This window comes from Pedobacter africanus (assembly GCF_040548825.1).
Taxonomy (GTDB): Bacteria; Bacteroidota; Bacteroidia; order Sphingobacteriales; family Sphingobacteriaceae; genus Pedobacter; species Pedobacter africanus_A.
This window is the reverse complement of record NZ_JBEPSL010000001.1, coordinates 235,533-248,465: the sequence shown is the minus strand read 5'-3', so window position 1 is coordinate 248,465 and position 12,933 is coordinate 235,533. Positions and strand designations below refer to the sequence as shown.

The following is a 12,933-nucleotide window of genomic DNA, read 5'->3' as shown; positions in this document are numbered from 1 at the left end:
AAAAATGAAAACATTAACATTGATTTTAATGATATCACTTTCATTACTTAGTTGCAAAAAACAAGATGAATGGTTAGATAAGAAATCTAGTAAATCTGATGTCGTTCCAAGTACTTTAGAGGACTATCAGGCAATACTTGATAATACCGACATCATGAATACATATTATCCTTCGCTAGGTGTAATTGGGGCTGACAATTATATCATTAGTGATGATTCATTCAATTCTATTTCTGATACCAAGGTAAAGAACATGTATTCATGGACATCAGATATTTACGAAGGTTCAACAACAACCCCGATCTGGGAATGGTCAAAACCCTATCAAATAGTAGAATATTCAAATATAGCTTTAGAGGGAGTTGAGAAAATAAATGTTAATGAAGTGAATCGGAATAAGTGGAATAGTCTTAAAGGCAGCGCTTTATTTTTCAGAGCCTTTGTCTTTTACAATCTTGCTCAATTATTCTGTAAGCCTTTTGAGTCGGAAAAAGCTAATTCTGATTTGGGAATTCCTATAAGATTAAGTTCGGACGTAAATATCAAGTCAACCCGGTCGACTGTGAGGCAAACCTATGATCAAATACTTAAGGACCTTCTAGTGGCCGAAGAATTACTTCCAGAAATACCGTCTTATAAAACAAGGCCTTCAAAATCAGCAGCAGCAGGTCTGCTGGCTAAAACATATCTTGTTATGGGAGATTATCAGAATGCACTAAAATATGCAGAAAAGGTTTTGGCGACAAATAACACGCTTATAGATTACAATACTTTAAGTTCGTCTACGACTTATTCTCTTCCAAATTTCAGAACAAATAATCCGGAAATTATTTTCTATTCAACTAACACTGGATATGCGGTGGTAAGTTCAAGATCAACACGGATTGTCTCTCCAGATTTATTCAATTCTTATACTGCTGGCGACTTAAGGAAAAAGATATTCTATAGAGGAATCTTACCAAACATTTCTTTTACAGGAAATCAAAATGGCAGTAGTAGCGATTTTGCAGGAGTTGCAACGAATGAATTGTTCCTTATCAAATCAGAATGTCTTTTTAGACTTGGAGATCTTCAAAGTGGGATCACCGTTTTAGACCAATTATTAAAAATGCGCTGGGATAGAAATGTGGCTTACAAATCGCCTTCAGTATCGAATGAAGAAGGAGCACTAAAACTTATCCTCTCCGAAAGACGCAAGGAACTGCCATTTACATCCAATACACGCTGGGAAGATTTAAGGCGGTTTAATAAAGATCCTCGCTTTGCAACCACGTTAACAAAGACTGTCAATGGAAAAATATATAGCTTACCGCCTAATGATCCTAGGTATGTTTATCCGATTCCTCCACTGGAAATTTTAAAATCAAATATTGAACAAAATATCCGCTAACAATGAAAAATATAATTAAAGTGTTCCTAGTTGCGTTTATTTGTCAACTATGTGTAATAGCTAAGGCCGAGAAATTAAAAAAACAAATTAGTCTTGGAGCTAAAGTACGTGTTATCCTAGATAGTAATTCTACCGCCGATAAGGTATGGGTAACTTATAAAAATCACCTTTGGTCCACTCGTTTTTATAAAATTCCCAATATACAAATGGAAAGAACAGAAAAAGACAATTTGTTCCATATTTCATTTTTACCCACCGAAAAAGGGGCATACATTTCTATTAACTTTAAGAGAGATCTAAGTATAGAAGATTTTATTATCGAACCTGGAGATAGCATAGTGTGTACATTATATAATGATAAATGGTACTTTACTGGCCGTGGGCATGAAAAATTTCAATGTCAGTATGATGTTTTGGAGGCAAAGAAGTTTATTCCAAGGGATATGTCTACCCCACCTAAAGAAACGCGTATTAGTAAGCTGGTAGTCCTTGATGATCCTTACACTGAATACCTTATTAAGGATTTTAAAAGAAATCTAAAAAGCACTTATACTGCAAGCGAGATAGCATTGAACGTGTTGGAGTGGCATAAAGAAAATCTTTCTGATTTCGCATATAACCTCATCAAAGCAAATATTGTTAGTCAATCAGAAGATGCGAGTACAAAATTGCTCCTAAAAGTAAAAAGCGTTTATGGAGAGAATAATACCAATGAGACAAATAGAATACAGCTCTTAAAAAAAGTTTCCGAGCTGTATTCCGCACGGAGAAAATACGACTTGAGAATCTTTTCCGACACGGTATTGGCTTCCTCTGCCATGTTTTTAAGTTTTGAGACTTCTTCTTCAGATATAGCTTCCTACAATAATTTAAAAAACAATTTTAAAGGTTTTTTGAGGGACAGGCTCTTGACAGTATTTTTTTTAAGAAATCTTAATCTAGTAAATTGGTTAAGAGACGTACTTCCTTTGATTGATGACAAAAACTGTAAAGAGTTGCTATTGACGAAGGTTAACGCTCTGGCGCCTGGACAACCCGCATTCGATTTTTCTTTACAGAACACTAGTAAAAAGAATGTCAGTTTAAAGGACTTTAAAGGGAAAGTTATTCTTATGGACTTTTGGTTTACCGGATGCGGAAGTTGCGAGCAATTAACCGAAGCTTTAAAGCCTGTTGTAGACCACTTTAGAAATAATTCAAATGTTGCTTTCGTAGGAGTAAGTATTGATGGAGATTTCGAGGGATGGAAGAAAAGTGTCAAATCCGGATTATACAGTAACGAAGGTAGCATTGACCTTTATACAAACGGTCTAAAGTCAAAACACCCAATAATCAAACATTACGGCTTTTCAGGTTATCCAAATTTGTTATTAATAGATGGATATGGAAAAATTATAACTGGAAGTCCGCCAAGACCAGGTTGGACTGCTCCAAGCAAAGCGAAAGAATTGATTGAATTAATAGAGAGAAATTTAGCAAAAATATAATTTTTTTAAATAAAGAAGTTGGATAGTCTTTCTGGTAATTATCACAGATAGACCTATCCAATCCCGCCATTAGAAATTTTTAAATCAAATTTTAACAAAAGATCCACTAACAATGAAAAAAATATTTTTTTTTACAATTGCTTTCTTTTGTGTGGTTTTATCTTCCGCACAGAACAAAAGCAGAACGATACATATAGACGTAATTTATCCAATTATCGTAAAAGATACTATTTCAATAGAATATCAACATAATGGATGGTCGCTTAGAGCACTTGAAACTATAAAACTTGAAGATAGCTTAAGTAACAATCATTTTGAAATTTATCCAGAAAATGAGGAAAAGTTTTTTTATCTGAACCTACGGGGAAAGAACAGGTATTTATTAGTAAATTACATAGCTGAACCTGGGGATAGTATTCAAGTTTACATAGAGCCTGAGAAAGTGATGTTTAGAGGAAGAGGTTCTGAGAAGTATCAATGTAGGTATGATATGGATAGAATCTCTAAAATTTTTCCTTATCCCAATACCGGATCGAAATACAATTCGGTTGGTGGGGAATTAGTGAAAGACTCGTTGTATTATACAAATTATATTCCAGACGCCCATTCCAGCCTAAAACGAATTTATGCTTCCTCAAAATGTAGTCAGGAAGTTCTGAATTGGTATAAATCACAGTTATCTAATAAAGTCTATAATGTTTTAATGGGTAATTTGTTAGCTGAAACAGAGAATAAAATTTGGAGCAGTTTTACCAGAATGTACAATGGATTCAACTCAAATTCAGATGATACTCAAAAAAGAAATATTCGAGATTCTTTAACTAATATTTATAGGAATAGAGAAGCTTGCGATTTTTCAAGAATACCCGATTCATTACTAGCTTATTCGCAAGAGTACTTATATTATCTATCATCCCTATATTTGAGAAAAACTGATGGATTTGCTGAATCTTTAGCAATGCATAGAGATCCTATATTAACAAAGAATGGAAGTCAGGAAATTGAACAAAAATTTAACGGAATATTAAGGGATAGAGCTGTTACCCAATATTTAATTCGAGGATTTAGTGATTTACCAAAAGTGTCAGATCAAATTGAGAGAACACTAAGCTTTATCAAAGACCCAGATTGTAGGAGCTTATTGTTCTCGCTAAAGAATACTAATTCAGAGGGGAGTAAAGCATTCGCATTTCAATTACCTGACTTCAATAATAGAACAAGAAGCCTAAAAGAATTCAAAGGAAAGCTTATACTCATGGATTATTGGTTTACAGGTTGTAGTGGATGCATGGTGATGGCAAAAAATTTAAAACCAGTAGCAGAATATTTTAAAAATAACAAAAATGTAGTCTTTATAAGTATTAGCGCGGATGAAGATTTTTCAACTTGGAAAAGTAGTGTAAAAGAAGGAATTTATACCAATAAATACAGCATTGATCTATTTACACAGGGCAAAGGAACAGACCATCCAATTATTAAAAATTTCAAAGTGATGAAATATCCTACACTCATTATGATTGGAAAAGACGGAAAGGTGATAACTACGGCTGTCATTAAACCATACAATGAAAAAGATCAAAAAAAATTAATTTCTTTCATAGAACAGAATATATAAATAAATATAGTAAAGAAGTAAATTGATTACGATTTGGCAATGTACAAGTTCTGGTACGGTAAAGAGAAAATTTTTAATTGTTAATTATTATGATATGTCGGGAAGCGTGTTCAGCTATTTTTTTAACCTTTTGGTGACATAAATATAGGTTGAACAAAAGCGCCAAAATTAATATCTGAAATAGTATGAGAAAGTAATCCAAGATAACTGTTTGGAAGCAGTTAAGCCACTGGTTTGGCTTTTAATTTTATGTTGTTTGAGTTGTGTCTAGTTACTTAAATAAGTACACTCTTATACACTTCAATTGTAAGTTACGCAATTCTAAAAAAATCAAGCCTTCTAATGCGTTCAATCAAAATTCTGTACAAACATCCAATTTTTAAGAAATAAACACACAAAATTAATCATTAAGAAATATTTGGTTGTTTTAGTTATTTTTAATATATTTGATTATTAGTAATAATCCGTATAACAAAACGAACAGCCAATGAAATAAAAACCAACAGTAACATATAACTTACTTCTTAATGAGGTATTAATAAAGAGTCTCGCCAACCAAATTCTCACAATAAAGAGCCGAGACAATAGATTAATGCCCATAACAAATATTGTTGTACTTTTGAAGGTGCACTATAGCGTTATGGGCTCTATTGTAAATCCGTGCTCGAGGCCGTGAGAAGCCTGGTTGGGCGGTATTTAGAGCCCGCTATAGTGCATCTTTGCTTTTAAGCCTTGCCAGTTCTAAACTAAAAGTATAATAGATTCCAACGCTACTCTTCTAAATCCCTTCCGAGGCTCATTTTAAGCTTTAAACTAACCAAATTAAAACTGAAAATGACCATGAGCCAAGCCCAAACCATCACCTACTCGCTGGAAAGCTGCCAGCAATACATTGAATTGTTCCTGAAAAGCCTATATGCATTAAACCTCGAGACGCTGGATACAAACCAGCGCTTAAAGCTGCTGATATTTTATGAGGAGTTGATCGGGTTTCTACACGACAATACTTCCCTATTCAATATTGATATCCTATCCTCAACCCTCAGAACAGCTAAATCATAACTTATGGAACTTCAGTTCATGAAACACACACCTGGCGAAAAATTAACAATGCTAAGGCAAAAAGCCCGGAGATCCAAAGCCGAAACTGCTGGTTTGCTAAACCTAACACTGCATGTTTATGTGGCTCTGGAAGAAGATTTCCTGTACCCTTCCGACATGATGTTCCATAAAATAGCCAAGCTGTACGGAATAACTTACGACCAGCTATTAGCTGTAGGGGAACCGCCTTAGCCACACTGACAACATTCAACTAACTCTGTAACTATTCATAAATAAACTAAGTATGCAAAAAACGATAAAATTAATCGTGCTGGCCGCGCTTTGCCTAAATTTTACAGCATTGGCGCAGCATCCACAAGCCAAACAGCCGCACAATAAACAGGATACCACAACCAAAGTTCTTAACGAAGTAACCATAAATGCAGGCTACTACACCGTTAAGCAGCGGGAACTAACTGGGAACATCACCAAAATTACCGCCAAAACAATAGAAAAGCAGCCTATTAACAATCCGCTGCAAGCGCTGCAAAACCGGGTGGCAGGCCTCGAGATCACGCAGCTAACCGGTGTTCCCGGTGGTGGTTACAAAGTACAGATCAGGGGTCGCAACAGCATTTCGAGCGGCAACGCACCCTTGTACCTTGTTGATGGGGTAACCTACCCCTCTAGCCGCATCAATACAGCAAACTCTTCTATTTTAGGGGATGCCAGTCCTTTAAGCCTGGTCAATCCGGCTGATATTGAAAGCATAGAGGTACTCAAAGATGCGGATGCCACGGCAATTTATGGTTCCAGGGGCGCCAATGGGGTTATCCTGATTACCACTAAGAAAGGCGCTTTGGGAGAAATCCGGATAGAAGGAAGTACATCTTATGGTTTTGCTCAGCTAGGCCATAAACTCCAGCTGATGAATACCCGGCAATACCTTGCCATGCGTACCGAAGCTTTAAAGAACAGTGGGCTAAGCCCTTCTGCAGCAGATATGGACCTTACTGCATGGGACCAGGATAAATATACAGACTGGCAGGACCTGCTCATTGGTGGAACAGCCAACATCAGCAATAGTGCCGTTAAAATCTCGGGTGGAACTACCAAAAGTAGTTATCTGCTTGGCGCAAACTATTATACCGAAGGCACAGTATTTCCCGGCAGTTTCGGTTTCAAAAGAGGCGGGGCCCACAGCAATATCAATTTCGGAGGGGCAAAAAGCCCTTTTAAAGCAAGTTTTACTGCAAGCTACACCTACAGCAGCAATAACCTACCTTCTATTGAACCTACTACCAACATTGTACGTACACCCAACGCTCCCGATGTTTATGACCAATATGGCAACCTGCACTGGTACCACAATAACCTTGCAATTGGTAGCAACCCAATTGCAAACCTGCTGAACACCACTGTTTCAAAAGGCGACAATCTGCTGGCCAATGCCGATTTGAGTTACCGTATTTTGAAGGGTTTAATCCTAAAAGCCAGTATTGGCTATACTACTTTAAAACGGGAAGAACTCAGTAAATTACCTAACGCCGCCCGTAACCCGGCAACCAACCCTAACCCTGCCAACAGGCAAAGCCAGTTCGGCAATATTTCCAACAGCTCTTATGTTGCAGAGCCACAACTTACTTACGAGCACAAAATAGGCGCAGGGAAACTGAACGCATTAGCAGGCCTGAGCTTTCAGGAAAGTACGGCACAATACCGGAATATTTTTGCCGCTAATTTCAGTAGTGATGAACTGATGGAAAACATTTCGTCTGCTTCTGTTTTCAGCATCAATGAGAACAGCTACACTAAATACAAATACACTGCCGTATTTGCCCGGCTTAATTATTCCTTAAAAGCAAGGTATTACTTTAACCTAACCGGTCGTAGGGATGGCTCATCCAGGTTTGGCCCCGGCAGGCAATTCGCCAATTTCGGAGCAGTTGGTGCAGCCTGGATATTTTCCGATGAAGAACTGATCCGCAGGCACCTGCCCTTTTTAAGTTTTGGTAAATTGAGGGCAAGCTATGGCATAACCGGTAACGACCAGATAGCCGACTATCAATACATGCAGTTGTATTCGGGTAGTTCCTCTTACCAGGGCAGTCCATCAATTTACATCAACAGGATAGCCAATCCGGATTTTGCCTGGGAAACCAACATTAAAGCTGAAGCCGCCCTGCAATTGGGCTTCCTACAAGATAGGATCAATATGCAGCTTGCTTATTTCAGAAACAGGTCTTCCAATCAGCTATTGGGTACCCCCCTGCCACCTAGCGTGGGTGCTGCATCCATCATTGCCAATTTACCCGCTACTGTTCAGAATACGGGTTTAGAATTTGAAACCTCTGTCGGGCTGATCAGCAGTAAAAAATGGAACTGGCAAACAAGTTTCAACTTTACCCTCCCTAAAAACAAACTCCTGTCCTATCCGGATCTGGCCAATTCCGGGAATGCAACCAGTTATATTATTGGCCAGCCACTGGATATCCGCCGTTACTATAACACTTATGTCGACCCGCAGACGGGTGTTTATGTAGCGGAAGACATTGATGGCAATGGATTAAGGAACGATGCCGACCGCTACCTGTACAAATTTATGGGTCAGGTGTTTTATGGGGGCTGGCAAAATACGGTTCAGTATAAAAGCTTTAGTCTGGATTTTCTGATTTCTTTTGTTAAACAGAACGGTAACAGCCTCTTATCGGGAATAGGTCTTTCGCCCGGCTTCTTTTTGGCCGCCTCGCCGGTAAGCAATCAACCGGTAGCCCTGTTAAACCGCTGGCAAAACCCGGGAGATGCTACAGACATCCCTAAATTTTCAGGTAATATTGCTGGTTTTACCAATTTTGGCATTGGCAGCAAAGAAGGAAGCCAGTCAGTTTCCGATAATTCTTTTGCCCGCCTTAAAAATGTTTCCCTTAGCTATCAGTTCTCCAAACAGTGGCTTAACCGACTTAAAATAAAGTATCTGGATCTTAACCTGCAGGGGCAGAATTTGCTTACCCTTACCGGTTTTAAAGGGCTGGACCCGGAAAACCCGGGTTCCCTGGCCAGCAAACTGCCACCGCTACAAACACTTACCATCGGTTTAAAACTCATCCTATAAAATCAACAATCATGTATACATATAAAATAACCCTTCTGGTATTGTTAACACTGGGTGTTTGTCTTTGCTCCTGTAAAGACTTGGTTGAAATTGAAGCCCCTAAAAACAGCCTGGTACCGGCTACCGTGTTCAGGAGCAATGACCTGGCTACGGCAGCAGTACTGGGCATTTACCAGCAAATGGCAGCCAGTGGTTATGCATCTGGCGGTGCGCAAAGCCTTTCTGTAGCCCTTGGCCTTTCGGCCGATGAATTTATAGGTTACAGTACAGAAAACCAGCAGCTGGCACAAAACCAATTGCTTAGCTACAATGCCTTTGCCTTAAGCACCTGGACAGCCCTGTATGCCCGGATATACAATGCCAACACCATACTGGAAGGGCTGGAGCGTTCTGAAGGTGTAACCCCTCCCGTTAAAAATCAACTCAAAGGCGAAGTGCTTTTTACCCGGGCATTCAATTATTTTTACCTGGTAAACCTTTATGGCCCCGTTCCTTTACACCTGGGTACAGATTACCAGTTGAACAGTAAGGCATCCAGAGCGGAGGTAAATCAGATCTACCATCAGGTGCTTGCAGATCTGCAAATGGCGGAACAATTGTTGCCCGATGCCTATATTACAACTGAAAGGGTGAGGCCAAACAGGGCTGCTGTTCATATGCTGCTTGCCAGAACATACCTGTACCTGCAAAACTGGCCCAATGCAGAAAAGTATGCCAGCAGGGTTATTGAAAAAACAGCCACCTATAAACTTACCGGTTTAGACCAGGTTTTCCTGAGCAACAGCCAAGAAAACATCTGGCAGCTGGCCCCGCCTGCCGGTTCCAATACCCCTGCCGGTGCTTTGCTCAACTTAACCACTGCCCCTGCCGGCAGCCAGGTTGCTTTAAGGCCAGACTTTGTGCTGAATGCTTTTGAACCTGCTGACCAGAGAAAAACAACATGGGCAAAAAGCATTGCTGCCGGAAACAGCACTTTTTATTATCCCTACAAATACAAGGTCAGGGCATCAACAGTGGTAACCGAGTACACTTCGGTATTGCGCCTGGCCGAGCTATTGCTGATCAGGGCCGAGGCCAGGGCACTGCAAAACAATTTACCGGGTGCTATAGATGATCTGGATGCCATCCGCTTCAGGGCTGGCCTGTTTCTCGTAAAAAACACCGACCCGGATATCAGCAAAACAGACCTGTTAAAATTAATTGAAAAGGAAAGGCGGGTTGAACTGTTTTCAGAATGGGGGCACCGTTGGTTCGACCTGAAACGCGCGGGCAGGTCTGCCGCTGTACTGGCTCCCATAAAACCGAAATGGAAGGCAACTTATACCCTCTTCCCTATCCCAAAGGCCGAGACAGAACGCAACCGCAACATCAGCCAGAACGAGGGTTACGAAAACTAAAATCAATATTCATTTCAAAAAACGAACATGAAATTCATACAAAAAACTTTAGTAGCGCCCCTGTTTATACTCATTTGCATGGTGGGCGTATTGAATGCACAGCCAAGGTTCAGCGGAACCCTAAGGTCACTTCAAAACGGTAAAAGCAGCTTCGATTCTGTAGTTATTTCCTTTTTCAGGCCAAACTGCCCGGAAGGAGTTGTAGGCCAGGCGATAAGGCTACGCACAGATAAAGATGGAAATTTTAGTTTTCAGCTTCCAAAGTATGAAGGTATCAGCCGCATGGTGTTCTGGACCCGTTACAAACAAAAAACGGTAAACGGCACAGGCTTCCTGCACTATATGGTAGAGCCAGAAGATCAGATAAAGATCGATATCATCCGGAATGATTCAACACAACATGCGGAGCTTGCTTTTTCAGGGTATGGCGCAGAAAAATACAATATTGCTTACCAGCTGGAAAAGATTGCGCCAAGCCGTGGGCCATTTGGCACCTATCGCAAAACCATCAATAAAGACATCGTGTTAGACAAACCTGAAAATTTTGCGCACAAACTTTTGCAACTGGAAAAACTGACCATAGAAACGGCACAAGCTAAAACCGACCTGATTCAGCAATCTGGCCTGAGCAAGAAAATTAAAAAAATGCTGACCTATAATTATGGTGCAATTTACCATGAATGGACCTGGAGAATGAACGATTACCGGGCCAAATACAGCAAACAAAACCCGGAAGTAAGCGAGCTGATCAAAGCCAGTTTTCTGAAAAACAAACAGCGTTTTTCTTATCCTTTTGATCCCTTAATGGCCAACTGCCCAAATTACCTGGCGACAGTAGCTGTAGATGAAGCACGGAACCTGTATTTAACCAATGGCAAAGTTGATCTGCCTGCGCTCTATAAAGTTTTTGAAAGTAAATACAGCGGGCTAACCAGGGAATTGCTCATAGCCAATATGGCCCTGAAAAAAATAGGCTTTGTGCGGGAAATGGCAATAGACAACCATGTAATTGATTCGCTGCTGGTAGCTTATGAGAAATACATTACAAAGCCATTTATTAAAGAAGCTTATACCACAAAAGTAAGGTTACTGGCCGGCACTCCAATCTTTAACGGGGTATTTAAAGACATTAGCGGTAGCGAAGTAGCTATGGCTTCATTAAAGGGTAAGGTATTATTCATAGACATGTGGTTTACCGGATGTGGGGCATGCATGGAATTTCATAAAATTTTCCATAAACAGGTATACCCGGTTTTCAAAGAGAACAAGGATTTTCTCTGCATATCCCTTTGTATTGACAAAAACAACAGCCAGTGGCTCAACAGCGTTAAAAGTGGCAAATATACTTCCCAGGAATACCTGAACCTGAACTCAACGCTTGGTGTAGATCATCCGTTTTTTAAACATTATGGAATTTCTGGTTTTCCTTTCCTGATCCTGCTGGATAAAAACGGAAAAATATATGCAAGTAACATCAACCCCAAACCCGACGCCATCATTACCCTCATAAACAAGGCGCTGATGCTATAGGCGAAGTATCAAGGCGGTGTTTATAGCAATAACGCCGCCTTGTTAAATTTAAATTTTACAAGGTTAGTGCCAAAAACAGCGAACATAAAATCATCTGCTATTCTAAAATCGTTCAGTTTTAGTCCCAGATATTTAGGGATATAAAAACTATATAAATATTTGCCGCTATTGATAGCATAAACATCTATAACCTGATTACTTTTAAAATCGGTTTTGGCTTCGTTATCTGCTTTAATTGTGGAAACCATAAAAACGAGGTTCCTATGGACAATAAGATTTCGGTTTACCGGCTTTGGTGGTTTTGACTGGGTAACTGAAACCAACTGACCATTATTGACCTTCCTGTTGACAGTTATTTCGGCCCTGCTCACCGTGTCTATGGTCTTGCTTTTATAAAGCAGGTTCAGATTGGTATCCAGACAAAGAAATTCTCCGCGGTAAACATACATATAAATTAGCCTGCCGGCGGCAGGATCATATCTCAGTAAGCCGTCTGTACAAAAGTACCCGTCTACCTGCTTTTCCAACTGAAAGGTATTTTTGGTTTTAGCCTCTGAATAATTAAGTTTTATCAATTGTCTGCCCGTGATAGCACCATTTATTATGGTACTCCTCCCAATCAACGATTGATCGGAGATCAAGATAGTATTGTCTATCCTGACCTGCGGTTCTTTAAAACGCCTGATTTTACGGGTCATTTTATTGAGGAGGGTTACCTGTCCGGTTTTATGATCTATTGCATGTATAATCGTATCGGAAACCCCGATGTTTATTTTTTTTCGCTTATCATCAATGCCAGGTATTGGGCTTAGATTTACCCTGTGTACCCTGGAAAGATCATGGCCGGTTATGAACAGGCTGTTTGCTTGTTTCAAGTCCTTCAGGTACAGACCCCTTTCTGCGTGATCAACAAAATAATAGGCACCTGATGGAAGCTGAAGCACTTTTGCGATATAAAAATCCTGCTCGATTATCTTTCTGTGAAAGCCCTTATTTCTATCTGCTTTAAAAAGCTTAGAACCCAGAAACACCGCAACAAAAGACAATACAATTCCTCCTGTTATATATAATAATTTTCTCATCATTCAATAGCGTTAGCAACTGGCCTGTGTGCAATTGCAGGCAGGCCAGCTGGGTTATTAAAAATTAAGGGAGTATTCAATAAGGTCTACCCTATTGTGATCTCCCTGATTTGGATAGGCATCAGAATAGCCTTCCGTAGTTCCGGCATACATTGCACAGGTAAAGAATCCCGGATCACAAGGTAACGGGGTTGTACCAAGTGGTGCATAAACCTGTGCAGTTGCGGCGCCTACGGCTAATGTTGCCAAAAGCGCCAGTGTTAAAAACGACTTTTTCAT

10 protein-coding genes are annotated in these 12,933 nt (G+C 39.8%); 8 read left to right on the top strand and 2 right to left on the bottom strand.

Going from position 1 to position 12,933, the window contains the following annotated elements:
• Positions 1-4 precede the first annotated feature (4 nt).
• From ABIE26_RS01030 to ABIE26_RS00995, 8 genes are all read left to right on the top strand, one after another.
• Positions 5-1,390: a RagB/SusD family nutrient uptake outer membrane protein gene (locus ABIE26_RS01030; protein ID WP_310141061.1), complete on the top strand. Its 1,386-nt coding sequence runs from the start codon at positions 5-7 to the stop codon at positions 1,388-1,390.
• Positions 1,391-1,392: 2 nt separating this feature from the next.
• Positions 1,393-2,877 carry a TlpA family protein disulfide reductase gene (locus ABIE26_RS01025; protein ID WP_310141064.1) on the top strand — a complete coding sequence of 495 codons (1,485 nt, stop codon included), beginning with the start codon at positions 1,393-1,395 and terminating at the stop codon, positions 2,875-2,877.
• 112 nt (positions 2,878-2,989) lie between these two features.
• Positions 2,990-4,492 carry a TlpA family protein disulfide reductase gene (locus ABIE26_RS01020; protein ID WP_310141067.1) on the top strand — a complete coding sequence of 501 codons (1,503 nt, stop codon included), beginning with the start codon at positions 2,990-2,992 and terminating at the stop codon, positions 4,490-4,492.
• Between the two features lie 840 nt (positions 4,493-5,332).
• A complete protein-coding gene (locus ABIE26_RS01015; protein ID WP_310141069.1) occupies positions 5,333-5,554 on the top strand; it encodes a hypothetical protein in 222 nt (73 codons plus the stop codon).
• Between the two features lie 3 nt (positions 5,555-5,557).
• Positions 5,558-5,785: a hypothetical protein gene (locus ABIE26_RS01010; protein ID WP_310141071.1), complete on the top strand. Its 228-nt coding sequence runs from the start codon at positions 5,558-5,560 to the stop codon at positions 5,783-5,785.
• 52 nt (positions 5,786-5,837) lie between these two features.
• Positions 5,838-8,645, top strand: a complete 2,808-nt coding sequence (locus ABIE26_RS01005) for a SusC/RagA family TonB-linked outer membrane protein (RefSeq protein WP_310141074.1) — start codon at positions 5,838-5,840, stop codon at positions 8,643-8,645.
• An 11-nt stretch (positions 8,646-8,656) separates the two neighbouring features.
• A complete protein-coding gene (locus ABIE26_RS01000; protein ID WP_310141077.1) occupies positions 8,657-10,042 on the top strand; it encodes a RagB/SusD family nutrient uptake outer membrane protein in 1,386 nt (461 codons plus the stop codon).
• A gap of 27 nt (positions 10,043-10,069) precedes the next feature.
• Positions 10,070-11,572: a TlpA family protein disulfide reductase gene (locus ABIE26_RS00995; RefSeq protein WP_310141080.1), complete on the top strand. Its 1,503-nt coding sequence runs from the start codon at positions 10,070-10,072 to the stop codon at positions 11,570-11,572.
• 20 nt (positions 11,573-11,592) lie between these two features.
• Here the strand turns inward: ABIE26_RS00995 and ABIE26_RS00990 are convergent, their stop codons facing one another.
• Together ABIE26_RS00990 and ABIE26_RS00985 are read right to left on the bottom strand one after the other, a co-directional pair.
• Positions 11,593-12,657: a hypothetical protein gene (locus ABIE26_RS00990; protein WP_310141082.1), complete on the bottom strand. Its 1,065-nt coding sequence runs from the start codon at positions 12,655-12,657 to the stop codon at positions 11,593-11,595.
• 54 nt (positions 12,658-12,711) lie between these two features.
• Positions 12,712-12,933 carry a hypothetical protein gene (locus ABIE26_RS00985; protein ID WP_310141083.1) on the bottom strand — a complete coding sequence of 74 codons (222 nt, stop codon included), beginning with the start codon at positions 12,931-12,933 and terminating at the stop codon, positions 12,712-12,714.